We start from the raw sequence: 20964 nt of genomic DNA, 5'->3' as shown, positions 1-20964 counted from the left end.
CAACCAGGGACGACCACACGTTCGAGTGACTCTCGCCGGTCCGTCCGCACTGCACGATCCGCAGTGCCTAGCATCCTGGGAACCACGAGAAGGGAGGTCACTCGCTCCCTCACACCGAGTGACCAGCCCCAGTCATCACGATCCCCGGATCAAGTGAGGTGCCTCGATGACTACGTTCTCTGCAGGTGAGCAGACCCACCAGGCTGTGCTTCCTCAGCAGCCTGCTCTGGAATCCGCGAGCGCAGACACCCTTGGGAGCAGGGACGAAACGGCTCACGGACTCCCGGCCACCGCGCCGGGCACCGGTCTGGAACATGGGCGAGGGGAGACCGGCGAAGTCGGCACCGAGATGCGTCGGCGACACGCCCGATCGGCTGCTTCGGCGGCGGGGACGGCAGCGACTACGAGCGGTGACGCTCCCCGCCCGGCAGACAGCCGGGTGTTCGTGCTGGCGAAGGGGGGCGAACCGCTCATGCCGTGCCACCCTGCCCGTGCCCGCGAGTTACTCGCGAGTGGGCGTGCCGTCGTCGCTCGGCGCGCTCCTTTCACCATCCGGCTCAAACACCGGACCCGCGCCGACTCGGCCGTCGTGGGCGTACAGCTACGCCTCGACCCCGGCTCCAAGGCGACAGGCATCGCCATCACGGATGAACACCAGCAATTCGACCCGCAGCGGCGAACCGTCGCGGCCCGCCGCGGGCTGATCACGATCGAGCTCCGGCACCGGGGGCAACAGATCCACAGCGGCATGATGCGACGTGCTGGGTACCGCGGCCGAAGGCGCTCGGCGAACCTTCGGTACCGGGCACCCCGGCACGACAACCGGCCCCGCCCGGACGGCTGGCTTCCCCCGTCCTTACGCCATCGCATCGACTCCACCCTGTCCCTCGTCGTACGACTTTGTCGATACGCACCAGTGGTTGAGATCCACGTGGAACAGGCCGCATTCGACACGACCGCATTCGCGGGAGTCGTGCCGTCCGCCGCACATGAGGGCACGGAGCCGACACATGCCGGATTCGAGATCCGCGAGTTCCTGTTGGCCAAATGGAACCGATCCTGCGCCTACTGCGATGCCACAGGGGTGCCTCTCAACATCGAACACGTCCGCCCACGAAGCCGTGGAGGGACGGACCGGGTATCGAACCTCGTTCTCGCCTGTGTTCCCTGCAATCAGGCGAAGGGGACGGCACACATCGAAGAGTTCCTCTCCGACCGGCCCGCCCGGCTGGAACGCGTGAGCACCCAGCTGAGGAGACCGCTCCATGACGTCGCTGCCATGAACGCCACCAGACTCCAGCTCGTGGAGGATCTCGCAGCCCAGGGTGTTCCCGTCCACGCGTGGTCGGGCGGACGCACCCGCTGGAACCGGTTCGCGATGGGGTTACCGAAGAGCCACACCCTCGACGCCCTGGCCACCGGGTTGATCCGTCACGAACGCGGCGATGCCGTCGTCCGCGTCCCCGCCCAGATCCTCGTGGTGACATCAACGGGCCGCGGTTCCTACGCCAGGACCACCCCGGACCGCTTCGGCTTCCCCCGCCTGCAACGGCCGCGCGGCAAGGTCCACCACGGGTACTCAACCGGGGACTTGGTGGCGGCGGTCGTTCCCAGGGGGAAGTGGGCCGGGAGCTGGGTAGGACGCATCGCGGTCCGAACCAGTGGCCAGCATCGCATCACCACGCTGACCAGCCGTTTTGATGTCTCACACCGGAATTTGCGACTGCTCCAGAAAGCCGATGGCTACACCTACGGATTCGCCGACGAAATTCGATTGAGCGAACGGCACGAGCCTGCCTACAGTGGTCGCACACTGAAAGGAGGTGATCCCGGAAATGTATGAACTCCGGACGCGTGAGGTGGCTGCGGGCTGAGCGCCCGTCGTCGCACGCACCCAGTGCGGTGCCCGGCGGGATCGCCGAGCGCCAATCCACAGCAGTCACCCGACCCGCGGGCTCGCCGGTACGTCCGGCCGGCTTCTCCCACTGCAGGGGAGAGACCCGAGCCCGCGGGTCGCCTGCTTTTCCGCTCCGCTCGGGGTGACGGGACCCGCGCCGCGCCCGGCCGCGCGGCCTGCCGGAGCACCCGCGGGGCCGGCAGCACCGCCGGGCCCCACGGCCCCGGCCCCGGCCCGTAACGCCCCCAAGGCCACGGCCCCCGCCCGGCGCGGCGCCACGGCCGCGGCCCCGGCCCGGGGTGGGCACACCGCCGCGGTCGGCCGCGAGGCCGCCAGGCCCGCCCCCGTGTCCGGTCAGCGCCGTACGGCTACGGACAGAGCCGCTCCACGCGCCACTTCTCCGCGTCCAGGACGTACCGCAGCCGGTCGTGCAGGCGGTTCTCGTGGCCCTGCCAGAACTCCACCTCGTCCGGGACCACCCGGATGCCGCCCCACTGGGGCGGGACCGGGACCTGCTCGCCCTCCGGGTAGCGGGCGGCGAGCTCCGCGTAGCGGCGGTCCAGTTCCGCGCGGGAGCCGATCACGCTGGACTGCTCGCTCGCCCAGGCGCCCAGCTGCGAGCCGTGCGGGCGAGAGCGGAAGTACGCCGCCGTCTCGTCGCGGCCGATGCGGGACGCCGTGCCGGTGACGGCGACCTGGCGGGCGATGGGGTGCCAGGGGAAGAGCAGCGCCACGCGCGGGTTCTCGGCGATCTCCCGGCCCTTGCGGGAGTCGTAATTGGTGAAGAAGACGAAGCCCCGGTCGTCGAACTGCTTCAGCAGCACCGTGCGGGAACTGGGGCGGCCGTCGGCCGTCGCCGTCGAGACGATCATCGCGTTCGCTTCGAAGACGTGCGCGTCGGCGGCCTGCTGGAACCACCGGGCGAACTGCCGCATCGGGTCCCCGGCGAGGCTCTCCTCCTCGACGATCTCCGAGCGGTACTGCTTGCGCATGGTGGCGGGATCAAGGTCCTGGTCGGTCACGCGGCCATCCTGCCGCAGTGGGACCGTCACCGGTGTGCCGTATGTCACGCTTCCGCACCGCATCCGGAGCCGACAAAATCTTGGGGCCGGTCCGACGGTCCCACACGGATGACCATCGGCCGTGCCGGGCATCAACGGGGATGACCGCGCCGGACCGCGAATCACGCCGGGAGCCGCGCGTGTTCGCACTATCTGAGGAGCCGCCTGATGTCCGACTTCGTACCCGGTCTCGAGGGAGTCATCGCGTTCGAAACGGAGATCGCCGAACCCGACAAGGAGGGTGGTGCGCTCCGTTACCGCGGTGTCGACATCGAGGACCTCGTCGGCCACGTCTCCTTCGGGAACGTCTGGGGCCTGCTGGTCGACGGCGCGTTCAACCCCGGGCTGCCCGCCGCCGAGCCCTTCCCCATCCCGGTCCACTCCGGTGACATCCGGGTCGACGTGCAGTCCGCGCTCGCCATGCTCGCCCCCGTGTGGGGTCTGAAACCGCTGCTGGACATCGACGAGCAGACCGCCCGCGACGACCTCGCGCGCGCCGCCGTCATGGCGCTGTCGTACGTCGCCCAGTCCGCGCGCGGCCAGGGCCTGCCGATGGTGCCGCAGAAGGAGATCGACAAGGCCGAGTCCGTGGTCGAGCGGTTCATGATCCGCTGGCGGGGCGAGCCCGACCCGAAGCACGTCAAGGCCGTCGACGCGTACTGGACCTCCGCCGCCGAGCACGGCATGAACGCCTCCACGTTCACCGCCCGGGTGATCGCCTCGACCGGTGCCGACGTCGCGGCCGCGCTGTCGGGTGCCGTCGGCGCCATGTCCGGGCCGCTGCACGGCGGTGCGCCGTCCCGCGTCCTCGGCATGATCGAGGAGATCGAGCGCACCGGCGACGCCGTGGCGTACGTGAAGAAGGCCCTGGACAAGGGCGAGCGCCTGATGGGCTTCGGGCACCGCGTCTACCGCGCCGAGGACCCGCGCGCCCGCGTGCTGCGCCGTACGGCCAAGGAGCTGGACGCCCCGCGCTACGAGATCGCCGCCGCGCTGGAGAAGGCCGCGCTGGAGGAGCTGCACGCGCGCCGCCCCGACCGGGTGCTCGCCACGAACGTCGAGTTCTGGGCCGCGATCATGCTGGACTTCGCGGAGGTCCCGGCGCACATGTTCACCTCGATGTTCACGTGCGCCCGTACCGCCGGCTGGTCGGCGCACATCCTGGAGCAGAAGCGCACCGGCCGCCTGGTCCGCCCGTCGGCCCGCTACACGGGCCCGAGCCGGCGCGACCCGCGGGAGATCTCGGGCTACGCGGACATGGCCGAGACGGCCTGACGGCCTGGCCGCCCGCCCCGCCGCCGCCGTCAGGGCGCCGTACCCCCGCAGCGGGGTGCGGCGCCCCGCTGCTTCTCAGGGCGTCAGAGCGGCCTCGATGATGCGGGACCACTGGGCCACCACCCGGCCCCGGCGGGCCGTGTCGTCGGTGAGGACGTTGGCCAGGCCGAGGCCGCGCGCCATGTCGAGGAGGCCCTGCACGGTTTCCCGTACGCCGGGGACGGACTCGTCGGCGCCGAGCAGCCCGACCGCGATGCGGTGGGTCTCGCGGCCCACCCGGGCCTCCAGTTCGGTGACGCGGGGGCGCAGTTGCTCCTCGTTGGAGGCGGCGACCCAGAGCTGGAGGGCGGCCCGGAAGAGGGTGCCGGTGTACAGGTCCACGATGGCTTCCACGGCCGCGGGACGGGCGACGGGGCCGGTCTGGAAGAGGTCGCGCAGGGCGGTGGAGCGTTCCTCGGCGACGTACTCGACGGCGGCGGTGAACAGGTCCTCGCGGGTCGGGAAGTGGTGCTGGGCGGCGCCCCGCGAGACGCCGGCGCGCTCGGCGACGACGGCGACGGTGGAGCCGGCCCAGCCGTGTTCGGCGAGGCAGGAGACGGCCGCCTCCAGGAGGTGGCGGCGGGTGACGCGGCTGCGCGCCTGCTTGGGTCCCTGCCGGATCTGGATCTCGCTCACAGGGCCCATGACGGGTTCCGGCGTTCGAAGCGGGCGGTGATGCCTTCGCGGGCCTCCTCGGAGGCGAAGAGCCCTGCGGACAGCTCGGTCAGGCGGGCGCCGTCCCGGGCGACGGCCTCGCGCACGGCGGCGGCGGTCAGCGACTTGGTGGCGGCCAGTCCCTGCGGGGAGGCCTTGCGCAGCCCGTCGAGGACGGGTGCGAGCGCGTCGTCGACATCCCCCTCGGAGTGAAGGGTCAGCAGCCCGATCCTGGCCGCCTCGGCGGCGTCGAAGGCCTCGGCGGTGAGGAAGTAGCGGGCGGCGGCGCGAGGGTCGAGGCGCGGCAGCAGCGGGATGGAGATCACCGCGGGGGCGAGGCCGAGGTGGGTCTCGGTGAAGGCGTACGAGGACTGCGGTCCGGCGGCGGCGATGTCGCAGACCCCGAGCAGCCCGAGCCCGCCGGCGCGGACGTGGCCGGTGACGCGGGCGACGACGGGCTTGGGGAGTTCGGCGATCTCGCGGAGCAGGGCGAGGAAGTCCGCGGGGTCGCAGGGCGACTTGAGGTCGGCGCCGGCGCAGAAGGTGGTCCCGGTGTGCGTCAGCACGACGGCCCGGACCGCCGGGTCCGCCCCGGCGTCGGCGAGCGCGGCACGGAGGGCGGCGACGAGGTCGGCGGAGAGCGCGTTGCGGTTGGCCGGGGAGTCGAGGGTGAGCGTGGCGACGCCGGTCGCTCGCGCGGCGTGAACGGGTGTCATGTCTCCTCCGGAGTGATATCGAGCGATGGGGACGCTACCGGACCCCCTGCGGGGAGCTCGGCGGGGTCGGGGCGGGGTCGGCCCCTACCGGCCCCCTGCGGGGAGCTCGGCCGGGCCGGGGCACACCCAGCCCCGCCGGCGTTTGAGGCCCGGCGCCCGGGGCGGGGCTCCGATTCCCCAAGCCCCGCCGGGGCGCACCCAGCCCCGCCGGCGTTTGAGGCGCGGGGTGCGGGGCGGAGCCCCGATCCTTCAGCCCCGCGGGGGCACACCCAGCCCCGCCGGCGTTTGAGGCGCGGGGCCCGGGGCGGAGCCCCGATCCTTTCAGCCCCGCCGGCGTTTGAGGCGCGGGGCCCGGGGCGGAGCCCCGATCCTTTCAGCCCCGCCGGCGTTTGAGGCGCGGGGTGCGGGGCGGAGCCCCGATCCCCCGTACCCCGACGGCGACCGAGGCGCGGGTCCTGGGGCGGGGCCCCGATCCCCCGAGCCCCGCCGGGGGACGGCTCCGCAGCGGGACGCGCCTAGTACGACTTGGGCAGGCCAAGGGTCTGGTGCGAGACGAAGTTCAGGATCATCTCGCGACTGACCGGCGCGATCCGGGCCACACGGGCCGCCGTGACGAGCGAGGCCAGCCCGTACTCACGCGTGAGCCCGTTCCCCCCCAGCGTGTGCACCGCCTGGTCCACCGCCCGCACACACGCCTCCCCCGCCGCGTACTTCGCCATGTTCGCCGCCTCCCCCGCCCCCATGTCGTCCCCCGCGTCGTACAGCGCAGCGGCCCTCTGCATCATCAGCCGCGCCAGCTCCAGCTCGATGTGCGCCGCCGCCAGCGGGTGGGACACGGCCTGGTGGGCGCCGATGGGTTCCTTCCACACCTGGCGGGTCTTCGCGTAGTCCACGGCCTTGGCCAGCGCGTACCGGCCCATGCCGATCGCGAAGGCGGCCGTCATGATCCGCTCGGGGTTGAGCCCCGCGAAGAGCTGCAGCAGCCCGGCGTCCTCGTCCCCGACCAGCGCCGAGGACGGCAGCCGCACCTCGTCCAGCACAAGCTCGAACTGCTTCTCCGCCGCCTGGAGTTCCATGTCGATCACGGTCCGGCCGAAGCCCTCCGCGTCGCGCTCCACGATGAACAGGCACGGCTTGAGCCGCCCGGTCCGGGCGTCCTCGGTGCGGCCGACGATGAGGGTGGCGTCGGCGATGTCCACGCCGGAGATGAACACCTTGCGCCCGCTGAGGATCCAGTCGTCGCCGTCCCGGCGGGCCGTGGTGGTGATGCGGTGGGAGTTGGAGCCGGCGTCCGGTTCGGTGATGCCGAAGGCCATGGTGCGGCTGCCGTCGGCGAGGCCCGGGAGCCAGGCCCGCTTCTGCTCCTCGGTGCCGAAACGGGAGATGACCGTGCCGCAGATGGCGGGCGAGACGACCATCATCAGCAGCGGGCAGCCGGCCGCCCCGAGTTCCTCCAGCACGATGGACAGCTCGGCGATGCCGCCGCCCCCGCCGCCGTACTCCTCGGGGAGGTTCACGCCGAGGTAGCCGAGCTTGGCGGCATCGGCCCACAGCTCGTCTGGGTGGCCGCCGTCGCGGGCGACGCGGGCGAGGTACTCGCGCCCGTACTTCCGCCCCAGCGCGGCGACCGCCGTGCGCAGGGCCTGGTGCTCCTCGGACTCGATGGTGTGGCTCATGAGTGCGGTTCCTCCTGGACTACGGCGAGCAGGGCGCCGAACTCGACCTGTTGGCCGGTGACGGCGTGGAGCGCGGTGAGCGTGCCGGAGGCGGGGGCGAGGATGCGGTGCTCCATCTTCATGGCCTCCAGCCAGAGCAGGGGCTGCCCGGCGGTGACGGCCCGGCCGGGGGCGAGGCCCTCGGCGACGCGGACGACGGTGCCGGGCATGGGAGCGAGCAGCGAGCCCGGTTCGGTGCGGTCCTGCGGATCGGCGAACCGGGGGACGGGGACGAAGGTGTGGGCTCCGGTGAGGGCCGAATCGACGTAGATCTCCGCCCTGTTCGAATTTTGTTTCACGTGGAACAGGCGTCGGACCCCGTCGACTTCGAGCGTGACGAGCTCCGGCGTGGCGGACAGGACCCGCACCCCGGGGTGGTCCACCGGCTGGTAGGCGACCTCGTACTCGGTGCCCCCCGCGGTGTAGCGCCGGATCTGCGGCTGCGAGCGGACGTTGCGCCAGCCGCCCAGCCGCGCGGCGAGCGAGGCCCCCGGGGCGGGCGCGGCTTCGGCGAGGGCCGCCGCGAGGGCCGCCAGGGTGCCGTCGGGGGCGTCCTCGGTGAGGGCGGCGAGGTGGCGGTCGTAGAAGCCGGTGTCGAGCTTCCCGGCCGTGAACTCCGGTTGCCGCAGGGACCGTACGAGGAGCTCCCGGTTGGTGGTGAGCCCGTGGATCCGGGCCCGGGACAGGGCGTGGGCGAGGACGCGGACGGCCTCGGCGCGGGTCGGGGCGTGGGCGACGACCTTGGCGAGCATGGGGTCGTAGTGGATGCCGACCGTGTCCCCGTCGGCGAATCCGGTGTCCACGCGGACCTGACCGGGCACCGCGAGGGTGTGCAGGACACCGGTCTGCGGCCGCCAGTCCTGGGCCGGGTCCTCGGCGTAGAGGCGGGCCTCCACCGCGTGGCCGTCGGCCGCCGGGGGCGTCAGCGGCAGGGCCGCCCCTTCGGCGACGCGCAGCTGCAGGGCCACGAGGTCGATGCCGAACACGGCTTCGGTGACGGGGTGTTCCACCTGGAGGCGGGTGTTCATCTCCAGGAAGTACGGGCGGCCGTCGGCGGTGACCAGGAACTCGACCGTGCCGGCCCCGCGGTAGGACACGGCCCGGGCGGCGGCCACGGCGGCCCGGTGGAGGCTCTCGCGCAGCGCTTCGGGCAGGCCGGGCGCGGGGGCCTCCTCGATGACCTTCTGGTGGCGCCGCTGGAGGGAGCAGTCGCGGGTGCCGAGCGGCCAGACCGTGCCGTGTGCGTCGGCGAGGACCTGCACCTCGACGTGGCGGCCGCGCTCCACGTACGGCTCGGCGAACACCTCGCCGTCCCCGAAGGCGGACCGGGCCTCGGCGGACGCCGCGTCCAGCTCGGTCTTGAGCTGGTCGAGGTCCCGGACCACGCGCATCCCGCGCCCGCCGCCGCCCGCCGCGGCCTTGAGCAGGAGCGGCAGGTCGGCGTGGGTGGCGGTGGCCGGGTCGACGGGGTCGAGGAGCGGAACCCCGGCGGCGCGCATCAGCTCCTTGGCCCGCGTCTTGGAGGCCATGGCCTCGATGGCCTCGGGCGGCGGGCCGATCCAGACCAGCCCCGCGGCCTCGACGTCGCGGGCGAAGCCGGCGTTCTCGGATAGGAACCCGTAGCCGGGGTGGACGGCATCGGCGCCGGCGGCCAGCGCGGCCTTGATGATCAGGTCGCCGCGCAGGTAGGTGTCGGCGGGCGCCGCGCCCGGCAGGCGTACGGCGCTGTCCGCGCTGCGCACGTGCAGGGCGTCGGCGTCGGGGTCGGAGTGGACGGCGACGGTGTCCAGGCCGAGGGCGCGGGCCGTACGGAAGATCCGCACGGCGATCTCCCCCCGGTTGGCGACCAGGACGGAGGCGATGGCAGGGGTGGCGGTGGTGGCTGGGGTGGCGGTGGTGGCACTGGTGGCGGTGGAATCGACGGTGGTCATCTGCGGGCTCACATCCGGAAGACGCCGAAGCCGCCGCGGGCGCCCTCGACAGGGGCGTTGTGCACGGCGGACAGGCACAGGCCGAGGACGGTACGGGTGTCGCGCGGGTCGATGACGCCGTCGTCGTACAGCCGCCCGGACAGGAACATCGGGAGGGACTCGGATTCGATCTGCGCCTCCACGAAGGCGCGCATCCCCGCGTCCGCCTCCTCGTCGTACGGCAGGCCCTTGGCGGCCGCGGACTGCCGGGACACGATGGACAGCACCCCGGCGAGCTGCTGGGGCCCCATGACGGCGGACTTGGCACTCGGCCAGGCGAAGAGGAAACGGGGCTCGTAGGCCCGCCCGCACATGCCGTAGTGCCCGGCGCCGTACGAAGCGCCCACGAGCACGGACAGGTGCGGCACACGGGAGTTGGACACCGCGTTGATCATCATCGAGCCGTGTTTGATGATGCCGCCCTGCTCGTACTCCTTGCCGACCATGTAGCCGGTGGTGTTGTGGAGGAAGAGCAGGGGGATGTCGCGCTGGTTGGCCAGCTGGATGAACTGGGCGGCCTTCTGGGACTCGGCGCTGAACAGCACCCCCTGCGCGTTGGCGAGGATGCCGACCGGATAGCCGTGCAGGGTGGCCCAGCCGGTGACCAGGCTGGGCCCGTACAAGGGCTTGAACTCGTCGAAGTCGGACCCGTCGACGATCCGCGCGATGACCTCCCGCGGGTCGAAGGGCGTCTTGAGATCCGCCGGCACGATCCCGAGGAGCTCCTCCGGGTCGTACAGCGGCTCGGCCGCCGCCCCCGGCTCGGGGTGCGCCCTGCGGTGGTTCAGCCGGGCGACGACCCGGCGGGCCTGGCGGATCGCGTCCTGCTCGTCGAGGGCGTAATAGTCGGCGAGGCCGGAGGTACGGGCGTGCATGTCGGCGCCGCCGAGCGACTCGTCGTCGCTCTCCTCGCCGGTGGCCATCTTCACCAGCGGCGGCCCGCCGAGGAACACCTTCGAGCGATCCTTGATCATGACGGTGTGGTCGGACATGCCGGGGATGTACGCGCCTCCGGCGGTCGAATTCCCGAACACCACGGCGACGGTGGGGATTCCGGCGGCCGAGAGCCGGGTCAGATCGCGGAAGATCGCGCCGCCCGGAATGAAGATCTCCTTCTGGGAGGGGAGATCGGCGCCGCCCGACTCGACGAGGCTGACGACGGGCAGCCAGTTCTGCAGGGCGATCTCGTTGGCCCGCAGCGCCTTCTTCAGCGTCCAGGGGTTGCTGGCCCCGCCGCGGACGGTCGGGTCGTTTGCGGTGACCAGGCATTCGACGCCCTCCACCGTGCCGATACCGGTCACCATGGAGGCGCCGACGGGGTAGTCGCTGCCCCACGCGGCGAGCGGGGACAGCTCCAGGAACGGCGTGTCCGGGTCGAGGAGCAGCTCGATCCGCTCGCGCGCCAGCAGCTTGCCGCGGTCCTTGTGGCGGGCGGTGTACTTCTCGCCGCCGCCGGCGAGGGCCTTGGCGTGCTCGGCGTCGAGCGTGGCGAGCCGTTCCAGTGCGGCGGTACGGGCCTGCGCGTGCTCGGGGGCGCGGGGGTCGACGGTGGTGCCGAGACGGGTCATGAGCCGTTCCCCTCCGGGGCGGGTGCGTGCAGCAGGTGGGTCGGAATGTCCATGTGCCGGGCCCGGAGCCATTCGCCGAGGGCCTTGGCCTGGGGGTCGAAACGGTGCCCTGAGGCGACGCCGTCGCCGAGGATCCGCTCGATGGTGAAGTTCAGTGCCCGTAGCCGCGGCAGGGCGTGCCGGGTGATGGGGAGGCCCCGCGTCTCGGGGAGCAGTCGGCGGAGCGTCTCGACGGTGAGGGCGCGCTCGATCCACTCCCAGGCGGCGTCGCTCTCCACCCACACCCCGACATTGGCGTCCCCGCCCTTGTCCCCACTCCGAGCCCCGGCCACCACCCCCAGGGGTGCGCGGGTGGTATCAACCACAGCCCCGCCGGCGTTTGAGGCACGGGGATCCGGGGGCGCAGCCCCCACGGGGTCCGGGGGCGCAGCCCCCACGGGGTCCGGGGGCGCAGCCCCCACGGGGTCCGGGGGCGCAGCCCCCACGGGGTCCGGGGGCGCAGCCCCCGCGGGGTCCGGGGCGGAGCCCCGGGTCGGGGGGCTGGGGGCGGAGCCCACAGTTTCGGGAAGGGGCGGGGTGGGGGAAAGGCTCCGCGCAGCGGACACCGGCACCGGCACCGGCAGGCGGGTGCCGTCCGCCAGCACGGCCACGTGCGCGACGGCCCCCGCAGGGACCAGTGCCGAGCCGAACACCCCGTACGGCTGCGCCGCCCCCGGCGGAGCCGTGACGTGGAACCCCGGATAACTGCCGAGCGCCAGCTCGACCGCGGCCGCCGTCACCCCCCTCCCCACCCGCTCCGCCGAAGGATCCCGCACCACCAGCCTCAGCACCGCACTCGCCGTCTCCTCCGTCCCCGCGTTCTCGTGGTCCGTACGGGACAGGGTCCAGGCCACCTCGGCCACCCCCTCCAACGCCTCGGACAGCTGCGCCCGCACCAGCGCCGCCTTCGCCTCGATGTCCAGGCCGGTCAGTACGAAGACCACCTCGTTGCGCCAGCCCCCGATCCGGGTCACGCCCACCTTCAGCGAGTCCGGCGGCGCCTCCCCCCGCACCCCGGAGATCCGCACCCGGTCCTCGCCGTCCCCGCTCAGCCGGACCGTGTCCAGGCGGGCCGTGACGTCCGGGCCGAGGTACCGCACGCCCTGGGTCTCGTACAGGAGCTGCGCCGTGACCGTCCCGGCCGAAACGGCCCCGCCGGTGCCCGGGTGCTTGGTGATCACCGAGGAGCCGTCCTCGGCGATCTCCGCCAGCGGGAACCCCGGCCACCGCACGTCGTGCCTCGTGAAGAAGGAGTAGTTGCCGCCGGTGGCCTGCGTCCCGCACTCCAGGACGTGGCCCGCGACCACCGCGCCCGCCAGCCGGTCGTAGTCGTCCGGGGCCCAGTCGAACCACCATGCCGCCGGCCCGCTGACCAGCGCCGCGTCCGTGACCCGGCCGGTGACGACCACGTCCGCGCCGGCCCGCAGGCAGGCCGTGATCCCGCCGCCGCCCAGGTAGGCGTTCGCGGTCAACGCGCCCTCGGGCCCCTCCCCGTACGGCATCAGGTCGTCGCCCTCCACATGGGCCACGCTCACCGGCACCCCCACCTTGGCCGCCAGCCCCCGCACCGCCTCCGCGAGTCCGGACGGATTGAGCCCGCCCGCGTTCGCGACGATCCGTACGCCCCGCTCGTGCGCGAGGCCGAGCCCCTCCTCCAGCTGGCGCAGGAAGGTCTTGGCGTAGCCGAGGTCCGGGTTCTTCAGCCGGTCCCGGCCGAGGATCAGCATGGTCAGCTCGGCCAGGTAGTCCCCGGTCAGCACGTCCAGCGGGCCGCCGGTCAGCATCTCCCGCATTGCGTCGAAGCGGTCGCCGTAGAAGCCGGAGGCGTTCGCGATCCGCAGCGGCCGGCGCAGCCGGCGCACCGCGGGCCCCTGCCGCTCCGTCATCGGGTGCTCCCCGGCTCGCGCCCGGCCCCCGCCGGCCCCGCGAAGGCCTGCGCGATGTCCAGCCAGCGGTCCGCGTCGGGCCCGGTGGCCGTCAGGGCGAGGTCGGCGCGGTGGGCCCGCTGGGTCACCAGCAGGCAGAAGTCGAGCGCCGGGCCGGTGATCCGCTGCGCGGCGTCCGCGGGCCCGTACGACCACGCCCCGGAGCCGTCGGGGGCCGCCAGCTCGACCCGGAACTCCTCGGCGGGCGCGGGCAGTCCCCGTACGGCGTGGGCGTAGTCGCGGGCCCGTACGCCGATCCGCGCCACGTGCCGCAGCCGCGCGGTCGGTGTGCGGCGCACGCCGAGCGCGTCCGCGACGTCCTGGCCGTGCGCCCAGATCTCCATCAGCCGCGCGCTCGCCATCGAGGCGGCCTTCATCGGCGGCCCGTACCAGGGGAACCGGGTGTCGGGCGAGGCCGCCGCCAGCGCCTCGTCGAGGGCGGTACGGGTGGCCCGCCAGCGGGCCAGCAGCTCGGCGGGCGGCAGTTTCGCGCCCTCCTCCGCGCCCTCGTCGACGAAGGAGTCGGGAGCCTTCACCGCCTCCTCGACCATCTGCCCGAAGGCGGCGGCGTCGGTGAGGGCGAGCAGCGCGGCCCGGTCGGTCCAGTGCAGGTGGGCGATCTGGTGGGCGATGCTCCAGCCGGCGGCGGGCGTGGGCCGGGCCCATTCCCGCTCACTCAACTCCCCTACCAAGGCGTCGAGTTCACGGCTCTCCTCGCGCAGATCGGCGTAGACGGCGGCGATGTCGTCGCCAGCGGACGGATCGGGCACGGTGCGCTCCCCTCTCGGCGTGAGGGAAGAGTGGCAGCCCCGAACAAAACAATCAAGCACGCTTGCATGTTTTTCCGGCGAGCCGACGCGTTCCCGCCAGGTGCCCCAACCGCCGCCGGACAGAGGCACGTTGCCCACCGGGTGCGGAGACCGGAAGCCGGGGGACGATTCAGGCCGGAACCCGGAAACTAGCGATACGTCACCGGATGTCCCGTCGATACTGGGCGTTCCGCTCCGGGCCCGGGCGCGCACACGTTCATGTACTCGCCTACTCGCCGGCATTCGCTGCCGCCCGACGAAGAGGACGTACCGCCGTGACCCCAGCCGCCCAATCGCCTGGCTCTTCTGGCTCTTCTGGCTCTTCTGGCTCTTCTAGCTCTCCCGGGTCTCCCGGGTCTCCCGGGTCTCCCGGCTCACGTGGCGCCTCCGCCTTACCCGGCTCTACCGGCTCTCCCGGCTCACGTGGCGCCTCCGCCTTACCCGGCTCTACCGGCTCTTCCGACGCCCCCGGCTCCCTCTACCCCGAACTCGACGCCGCCGCCCTCGGCGCCTTCGTCGCCGCCCTGGAGAGCGGCGACGTGACCGGCCTTCCCCCCGCCCGCGCCGCCGAGGTCGCCGAGGCCCGCTCCGTCGCCGTCTTCACCCGCACCAAGGTGACCGGCGCCGACGGCGACCTGCTCGACGCCGGCATCTGGCGGCACACCGGCAGCCTGCCGCGCCCCCTGATCGTGATGCCGTCCCCGTGGACGAGCTACGGCTGGATCCTCTACGCCGTCCAGGCCACCCTCTTCGCGGCCCGCGGCTACAACGTCCTCGCCTACACCACCCGCGGCTTCGCCGCCTCCGAGGGCCGCGTCGAGGTGGCGGGCCCCCTCGACGTCGCCGACGGCAGCCGCGCCCTGGACCACCTGATCGAGCGCACCACCGGGCCCGTGGGGAAGATCGGCTTCCTCGGGGACTCGTACGGCTCCGGCATCAGCCAGCTCGTCGCCGCCCACGACACCCGCGTCAGCGCCGTCGTCGCGCTCAGCACCTGGGGCGATCTCGGCGAGGCGTTCTACGAGAACTCCACCCGCCACATCTCCGCCGTACGGGCCCTGCTCGGCGCCGCCGCGAAGGCCCGGCTGAGCCCGCAGACGCAGAGCGTCTTCGACAACGTCCTGGCCAATCGCGACATCGAGGGCACCCTGCGCTGGGCCGAGCAGCGCTCGCCCCTCACCCACATCAAGGAGCTCAACCGCCGCCAGGTGCCCGTCCTCTTCGCGCACGCCTGGCACGAGACGCTCTTCCCGACCAACCAGACGCTCAAGATGTTCAACGAACTCACCGGCCCCAAACGCCTCGTCCTGTCCATCGGCGACCACTCCGGGCCCGAGATGACGGGCATGGCCGGCCTGCCCAACCGGATCTGGACGGACGCCCACCGCTGGTTCGACCACCACCTCAGGGACATCGACAACGGCATCGCCGACGAGGGCCAGGTGGTCAGCGAGGTCATGTGGAACCAGACCCTCGAACCCCGGCCCACCTGGCACTCCCTCACCGAGCGGGTCCACCGGCTGCACCTGGCGGGCAGCGGGGAACTCGCCGAGGAACCGGAGGCCGGCTGGACGGCGACCGTGCTGTGCGGGGTCGACACCCCCGCCACCGTCGCCGACAAGGTCGTCGAGTCCGGATACGCGGAGATCGCCGGCCGCCCGAAGGTCTACGCGACCGGGACCATCGACCGTTCCGTCGCGGCCGTCTGGGCCTCGGAACCCGTCCGCGAGACCACCCGGCTGCGCGGCACCCCGCGCCTGCGCGTGACGTACCGGGCCCCGAACCCGGGCTCCACCTTCATCGCGTACCTGCTCGACACCGCCCCGGACGGCACGGCGCACATCGTCACCCACGCCCCGTACACCGACCTCGGCTCGGCGCCCGACAGCCTGGTCAGCGCGGACATCGACCTCCAGGCCACGGCGTACGACGTACCGCGCGGGCACCGCCTGCTGCTGGTGATCGACGCCCGCGACCCCTTCTACGGGGACGCGAACCTGCCGCGGGCGACCCTCGCCTTCACCTCGCCCGAGGCGACCCCGTCGTACCTGGACCTGCCGCTCGGCTAGGCGCGCGGGGCGCCGCGTACGCAGTCCGGCCGGACCCCCGTTACCGGCCGGACGTGCGTACGGATTCAGGGACGCCCGCGGACCTCGGTTGGTTTCACGATCGACTCGGCAAATCCGCGGCACAGTTGGGCGGCCGGTCCGCGCTTGGATCGGACCCGCGCCCGGAGCGGACCCGCCGCGCAACGGCGGTGCCCCGGCTGGTCGGGAGCGAGGAAGGGTTGGGGGTTTCCCGTCAGTCCCACTGTCCTTCCGCGTCGGGCCGGCCCGTCAAGGGCGCTCCTCCTTCGTCGTCGCGTCGCTGCGCGATCGCCTGCGGCGACCCTTGACAGGCCGTCCCGCCACGGAAAGACAAGGACTGCCGGGAAACCCCCAAAAGAACGGGCCGGGCGGAACGACCGATAGGCGGGGCAGCCCGAGACGTTCGACCCGGTTGGGCGGGGCGCGCCGGGCCCGGGCCGCCTTTTCCGGTCTCCGGGCCGGGCAGAGCGGCCCAGGCTCCTCCCCACCTCGGCCACAAAGGCCCGGCGGGGGGAAGGGCGCACCAAATCGCTACGCGCTCCTCATTCCTCAGCGTCCGGCGGCCCGTCCGGGGCTGGTCTCGCCACAGATCGCTACGCGCTCCTCGACGACGGCGGCTGCGAGCCGTCTGGGGCCGAGACGGCGAACGGGCGGCGGCCGTTCCGGGCGCGGGCGCCGTACCTGCCGATCGCCAGGTACGGCCCGCCATCGCACAGGCCCTGGCCGCGCGGCGTCAGCGCTCGGCGTCAGCGCTCGGCGTCAGCGCTCGGCGCGGAGCCACTGGGCGACCTCGGTCGCCCAGTACGTGAGGATCGTGTCCGCGCCGGCCCGCTTGATGCCGAGGAGGGTCTCCATGATGGCCCGGTCGCGCTCGATCCAGCCCTTCTCCGCCGCCGCCTCGATCATCGCGAACTCGCCGCTGATCTGGTACGCCGCCACCGGCACGTCCACGGACTCCGCGACCCGGTAGAGGACGTCGAGGTAGGGACCGGCCGGCTTGACCATCACCATGTCGGCGCCCTCCTCCAGGTCGAGGGCCAGCTCCCGCAGGGACTCGCGGGCGTTCGCAGGGTCCTGCTGGTAGGTCTTGCGGTCGCCCTGGAGGGACGAGGCGACGGCCTCGCGGAAGGGGCCGTAGAAGGCGGAGGAGTACTTCGCCGTGTACGCGAGGATCGAGACGTCCTCGTGCCCGGTCTCGTCGAGCGCGTCGCGGATCACGCCGACCTGCCCGTCCATCATTCCGCTCGGGCCCACGACGTGGACGCCCGCGTCGGCCTGGACCTGCGCCATCTCGGCGTACCGCTCCAGCGTCGCGTCGTTGTCGACGCGGCCGTTCTCGTCCAGGACGCCGCAGTGGCCGTGGTCGGTGTACTCGTCGAGGCACAGGTCGGACATGATCACCAGGTCGTCCCCGACCTCGGCCTTCACGTCGCGGATGGCGACCTGGAGGATGCCGTCCGGCTCCGTGCCGGCCGTGCCGAGCGCGTCCTTGTTCTCATCCGCCGGGACACCGAAGAGCATGATCCCCGCGACGCCCGCCTCGACCGCCTCCACGGCCGCCTTCCGCAGCGTGTCCCGCGTGTGCTGGACGACACCGGGCATGGCCGAGATCGGCAGCGGCTCGGAGATCCCCTCCCGTACGAAGGCCGGGAGGATCAGGTCGGAGGGGTGCAGCCGGTACTCCGCGACCATGCGCCGCATGGCAGGGGTCGTACGCAGCCGACGGGGCCGCGAGCCGGGGAAGGTTCCGTACGCGCTCATCTTCAGTCGCCTCTTCGAGCTTCGACAGCAGTCGGGACAAGCCTAGGCCCCGGTTCGGTGGCGAACTCGCACCACACCACCTTGCCCGGTACCCGCACCCCGACCCCCCACCGGTCCGCGACCGCCGCGACCAGGAGCAACCCGCGGCCGTGCTCGGCCCCCGTGTCCCGGTCCTCGATCCGGGGCCGCCCGCCGCCGCTGTCGTGCACCTCGATGCGTACGGTGCCCTCGAAGCGCAGCATCCGCAGCCGGTAGCCCCGGCCGGGCGGGACGCCGTGCAGCAGGGCGTTGGTCGCGAGTTCGCTCACGCAGAGCGACACGTCGTCGTGGCGGGATGTGACATCCCACGCGTGCAGTGTCATGCGTGCGAACTTCCTGGCAGAGGCGACGCTTTGGCGGCTGCGGGGGTAGAAACGCTCGCGCAGCAGGGCGGGTTGGATTTCCACGTTCACGGGTCGATCGTCGCGGTGTGTGACTAGCGTGCAGGAGACGAGCAACCCGTACTCCTTTATGAGTACGGGTTGGTACCGGTATCTCACGCGTGCAGACGGGGAGTTCACAGTCATGCCACCACGCAAGAGGCCACGGCCCAACGAAACCGCGATGAAGATGGTCGGCGCACTGGTAGCCGCCGCCCGGATCTCCAAGGGAATGACCCAGCGCGCCTTCGCCGAAGCGCTGCACATGGATGTCGAGACCATCGCCTCGATCGAGCAGGGCAGGCGCGTGCTGATGCCGAACGTCGCGGAGAAGATGGACCTCAGGCTCGGGCTGCCCGACCTTCTGACGGTCGTGGCGAACAAGATGCCAGAGGTCGACATGGTCCCGGCCTGGGCGGAGGAGTACATGGAGCGCGAGGCGGAAGCCTTGGCTCTGTCCTGGTACGACACACTGATCATCCCCGGCCTGCTCCAGACTGAGGCCTACGCGCGCGCAGTCTTCGGCTGCCACGTTCCCTACATCGGCCAAGAGAAGATCGAGATCCAGACTGCGCTGCGGATGAAGCGCCAGGAAATACTGAGCCGCCCGACTCCTCCGACGCTCAGCTTCGTCGTATGGGAACCCGTCCTACGGGACCGGCTGGGGGGCGACGACGTATGGGAAGAGCAGCTACGGCACCTGCGTGACTGCGCCGACTCGCCCGGGATCTCCCTTCAGGTCCTACCGATGGGCATGACGACTCACGCAGGGCTCTCCGGCCCCTTCACCCTGCTGGAAACTCCGGACTTTCAACGGCTTGCCTACTCCGAAACCCAGCGCGGCAGCTTGCTCGTACGCGACCCGAATGAGGTCAGCATCCTCTCCCAGAAATATGCAATGCTGCGGTCACAGGCCCTCAACTTCGCTGAGACGAAGAGCCTGTTGGACCGGCTGCTAGGAGAGTCATGAGCACCGCACTGAAGTGGTTCAAGTCCAGCTACAGCAGCGACCAGGGCGGCCAGTGCCTGGAAGCCGCATTCACCTGGCGGAAGTCCTCGTACAGCAACGGCGTAGAAGACGCCTGCGTCGAGATGGCCAACTGCCCCGCCGACCAGGTTCACGTCCGGGACTCCAAGGTCACCGGCGGTCCGCAGCTCGCCCTCACCCCCGCCGCCTGGACCGGTCTCACCGCCTGGGTCAGGGCCTAGGGTGGCGACCCTTCCCGAGATAACCGCCCTGCTCGGCGAGCCCCGGTTCAACTGGGCCGACCCGGCGCCCTGGATCGACCTGGAAGAGGAGCTCGGGACCGCATTCCCCGCCGACTTCCGCGAGATCGTCGATGCCTACGGGTCGGTCGTGGTCAACAACCAGCTGTACCTGAACCACCCCGCCACGCACCTCCTCCACAGCCTGGGGAAGAACATCCGGCTGGACCTGGAGCTCTGGCGCGACGAGGACATGGTCGAGTACCTGCCGAGCCCGGTCGGGGCGAACCCTGGAGAGTTGATCCCCGTCGCCTCGGCCACGACCGGCGAGGCGGTCTTCCTCCGCGTACCCGACGAGCCGGACGGGCCCTGGCGGACCCTGGTCCAGGAGTTCGACAGCCCCGCCTGGACCCTGTACGAGATGACGTTCGGCGAATGGCTGCTGGCCTACCTCAAGGGCCGGGACGTGACCCTGTGCTCCCGGAACTGGGCTCCCGACGGCCCGTACTACGAGTTCCTCTGAGCCTGGTCCACGACCTCGCGGATCGCGTCCGAGACCAGACGGGGCTGCTCGACCGCGATCCCGTGGCCGCTGTCGGTGCGGGTGACGTGCCGCGCGTGGAGTTCGTCCGCCAGCCGCCGCTGGGCCGCGAGCCAGGCGGGCCAGGTCGATCCGGTCGTGCCGACCTTCAGGTCCCACGGGTGGTCGGAGGTGAGGACCAACGCCGGAACCCCGGCCCTCAGCGGCGGGGCGGCGCGGAATTCGGCGACGCTCGCCGTGTAGTCGGGTACCTCCCGCCCCTTCTCCTTCGTCATCGCCCTGACCGCGCGCGTCCAGTCCGACCACTGCTCGGGGGTCAGCGTGTCGCGCAGGTGCGGGGAGGCGCCGTCGACCGTGACCAGGCCGGCGACCTGCGCGGGGTGGGTGCGGGCGTACAGGCCCGTGATCATGGCTCCCCACGAGGCGCCGACCAGCACGTACGGGCCCTTCTCGCCGGCGGCCGCGAGCACCGCCCCGAGGTCGTCCGCGCCGTTCCGCGCCGATGTCGGCTGCGGCACCGGGGTCGAGGTGGTGGGGCTGTCGTCGGCCCGGGTCGTGCCCGGCCGGTCGTAGGCGCACACCCGTGTGAACCCGGCGACCCTCGGCAGCACCGCCGACGCGCTCGGTTCCAGGGTTCCCGCCGGGGCGCCGGGGGCGGCCACGTGCGTCCACTCGTCCGCCGCGCCTCCCGTGCCGGACATCAGCACCACGGTGGGGGAGCCGTCCCCTCGGCATTCCAGGTGGACGACTCGCCCTCCCGGAAGGGTGACCGTACGCCCCGCGTCGCCGGTGTCGTCCGCCATCGCCGCCGGAGCGGCGCACGCGACGGCCGTGACGACCGCCAGGGCCGTCCTCCACCGGGCCGGGGAGCGCCGCGTGCTGCGCATGGAACCAGTATCCGCCGGACCTCCGTCACCGGCCCCTACGGCAGGTCCAGCAGCGCCCAGAACACCACCGTGCTCAGCACCACCACCGTCGGCGCGGCGATCGCGATGCCGACGCGCCGGGCGGCGTTGGCCTTGCGCCACGGCAGGGCCCAGCACCACAGGAGGAGTGCCAGCACGACGACGAACCCCGCCATGAGCACCAGCCAGGCGATCTGGAAGCTCGCGTCGAAGTCGCGGGCCACCTGCCCGTTGCAGGAGTCGCACGCCATCGGCGACAGGCCGGCGAAGAACAGCGAGACCAGGCCCAGCGGCAGTGTCAGCAGCGTGGAGACCAGCGGGGCGATGAAGGCCCGGCCGTCCCGGTCGAGGTCGTGATCGGTCATGAGGACACCCAA

The 20964-nt window shown here is 72.4% G+C and carries 18 protein-coding genes; 6 read left to right on the top strand and 12 right to left on the bottom strand.

Features of this window, described 5'->3' with window-relative positions; genetic code table 11:
* The first annotated feature begins 166 nt into the window (after positions 1-166).
* The gene (gene iscB, locus ACZ6Y1_RS35895) at positions 167-1843 is read left to right on the top strand and encodes an RNA-guided endonuclease IscB (RefSeq protein ID WP_469640056.1); all 1677 of its coding nucleotides are present in this window, start codon (positions 167-169) and stop codon (positions 1841-1843) included.
* Positions 1844-2265: 422 nt separating this feature from the next.
* Here the strand turns inward: iscB and pdxH are convergent, their stop codons facing one another.
* The gene (gene pdxH, locus ACZ6Y1_RS35890; protein WP_469640093.1) at positions 2266-2889 is read right to left on the bottom strand and encodes a pyridoxamine 5'-phosphate oxidase; all 624 of its coding nucleotides are present in this window, start codon (positions 2887-2889) and stop codon (positions 2266-2268) included.
* A 237-nt stretch (positions 2890-3126) separates the two neighbouring features.
* On the opposite strand from pdxH, the gene ACZ6Y1_RS35885 reads away from it, so the two are divergent.
* Positions 3127-4233 carry a citrate synthase 2 gene (locus ACZ6Y1_RS35885; RefSeq protein ID WP_376660498.1) on the top strand — a complete coding sequence of 369 codons (1107 nt, stop codon included), beginning with the start codon at positions 3127-3129 and terminating at the stop codon, positions 4231-4233.
* A gap of 75 nt (positions 4234-4308) precedes the next feature.
* Here the strand turns inward: ACZ6Y1_RS35885 and ACZ6Y1_RS35880 are convergent, their stop codons facing one another.
* The 7 genes from ACZ6Y1_RS35880 to ACZ6Y1_RS35850 all read right to left on the bottom strand — a co-directional run bounded on the left by ACZ6Y1_RS35880 (position 4309) and on the right by ACZ6Y1_RS35850 (position 13629).
* Complete coding sequence (locus ACZ6Y1_RS35880; protein WP_469640053.1) at positions 4309-4917, bottom strand: TetR/AcrR family transcriptional regulator; 609 nt, start codon at positions 4915-4917, stop codon at positions 4309-4311.
* Positions 4905-5642, bottom strand: a complete 738-nt coding sequence (locus tag ACZ6Y1_RS35875; protein WP_469640051.1) for an enoyl-CoA hydratase family protein — start codon at positions 5640-5642, stop codon at positions 4905-4907. The genes ACZ6Y1_RS35880 and ACZ6Y1_RS35875 overlap by 13 nt, the downstream gene beginning before the upstream one ends.
* Before the next feature lie 515 nt (positions 5643-6157).
* The gene (locus tag ACZ6Y1_RS35870; protein WP_469640049.1) at positions 6158-7318 is read right to left on the bottom strand and encodes an acyl-CoA dehydrogenase family protein; all 1161 of its coding nucleotides are present in this window, start codon (positions 7316-7318) and stop codon (positions 6158-6160) included.
* Positions 7315-9288 carry an acetyl/propionyl/methylcrotonyl-CoA carboxylase subunit alpha gene (locus ACZ6Y1_RS35865; protein ID WP_469640047.1) on the bottom strand — a complete coding sequence of 658 codons (1974 nt, stop codon included), beginning with the start codon at positions 9286-9288 and terminating at the stop codon, positions 7315-7317. Before ACZ6Y1_RS35865 ends, ACZ6Y1_RS35870 begins: the two co-directional genes overlap by 4 nt.
* Before the next feature lie 8 nt (positions 9289-9296).
* Positions 9297-10895, bottom strand: coding sequence for an acyl-CoA carboxylase subunit beta (locus ACZ6Y1_RS35860; RefSeq protein ID WP_469640045.1), 1599 nt, complete (start codon positions 10893-10895; stop codon positions 9297-9299).
* On the bottom strand, positions 10892-12820 hold the full coding sequence (locus ACZ6Y1_RS35855; protein WP_469640043.1) for an acyclic terpene utilization AtuA family protein: 1929 nt from the start codon (positions 12818-12820) through the stop codon (positions 10892-10894). The genes ACZ6Y1_RS35860 and ACZ6Y1_RS35855 overlap by 4 nt, the downstream gene beginning before the upstream one ends.
* A complete protein-coding gene (locus ACZ6Y1_RS35850; protein ID WP_469640040.1) occupies positions 12817-13629 on the bottom strand; it encodes a TIGR03084 family metal-binding protein in 813 nt (270 codons plus the stop codon). Before ACZ6Y1_RS35850 ends, ACZ6Y1_RS35855 begins: the two co-directional genes overlap by 4 nt.
* A 578-nt stretch (positions 13630-14207) precedes the next feature.
* Here ACZ6Y1_RS35850 and ACZ6Y1_RS35845 point away from each other — a divergent pair.
* Positions 14208-15737, top strand: a complete 1530-nt coding sequence (locus ACZ6Y1_RS35845) for a CocE/NonD family hydrolase (protein ID WP_469640038.1) — start codon at positions 14208-14210, stop codon at positions 15735-15737.
* A 777-nt stretch (positions 15738-16514) separates the two neighbouring features.
* Here the strand turns inward: ACZ6Y1_RS35845 and hemB are convergent.
* Both hemB and ACZ6Y1_RS35835 read right to left on the bottom strand, forming a co-directional pair.
* On the bottom strand, positions 16515-17516 hold the full coding sequence (hemB, locus tag ACZ6Y1_RS35840) for a porphobilinogen synthase (RefSeq protein ID WP_469640036.1): 1002 nt from the start codon (positions 17514-17516) through the stop codon (positions 16515-16517).
* A gap of 2 nt (positions 17517-17518) precedes the next feature.
* Positions 17519-18082 (bottom strand): ATP-binding protein, encoded by a 564-nt coding sequence (locus ACZ6Y1_RS35835; RefSeq protein ID WP_469640034.1) that lies wholly within the window; start codon positions 18080-18082, stop codon positions 17519-17521.
* 37 nt (positions 18083-18119) lie between these two features.
* On the opposite strand from ACZ6Y1_RS35835, the gene ACZ6Y1_RS35830 reads away from it, so the two are divergent.
* Genes ACZ6Y1_RS35830 through ACZ6Y1_RS35820 form a run of 3 tightly spaced genes read left to right on the top strand, consistent with a single transcriptional unit; the run spans position 18120 to position 19664 of the window.
* Positions 18120-18905: a helix-turn-helix domain-containing protein gene (locus tag ACZ6Y1_RS35830; protein ID WP_469640032.1), complete on the top strand. Its 786-nt coding sequence runs from the start codon at positions 18120-18122 to the stop codon at positions 18903-18905.
* Complete coding sequence (locus ACZ6Y1_RS35825) at positions 18902-19144, top strand: DUF397 domain-containing protein (protein WP_469640029.1); 243 nt, start codon at positions 18902-18904, stop codon at positions 19142-19144. Before ACZ6Y1_RS35830 ends, ACZ6Y1_RS35825 begins: the two co-directional genes overlap by 4 nt.
* A 1-nt stretch (position 19145) precedes the next feature.
* Positions 19146-19664, top strand: a complete 519-nt coding sequence (locus ACZ6Y1_RS35820) for an SMI1/KNR4 family protein (protein ID WP_469640027.1) — start codon at positions 19146-19148, stop codon at positions 19662-19664.
* Here ACZ6Y1_RS35820 and ACZ6Y1_RS35815 read toward each other — a convergent pair.
* Positions 19649-20569: an alpha/beta fold hydrolase gene (locus ACZ6Y1_RS35815; RefSeq protein WP_469640025.1), complete on the bottom strand. Its 921-nt coding sequence runs from the start codon at positions 20567-20569 to the stop codon at positions 19649-19651. The genes ACZ6Y1_RS35820 and ACZ6Y1_RS35815 overlap by 16 nt on opposite strands.
* Before the next feature lie 35 nt (positions 20570-20604).
* Positions 20605-20952, bottom strand: coding sequence for a hypothetical protein (locus ACZ6Y1_RS35810; protein ID WP_469640022.1), 348 nt, complete (start codon positions 20950-20952; stop codon positions 20605-20607).
* Between the last annotated feature and the right edge of the window lie 12 nt (positions 20953-20964).

The sequence above is a fragment of the Streptomyces sp. NPDC053432 genome (assembly GCF_055585365.1).
This window is presented reverse-complemented; position numbering and strand designations above follow the sequence as displayed.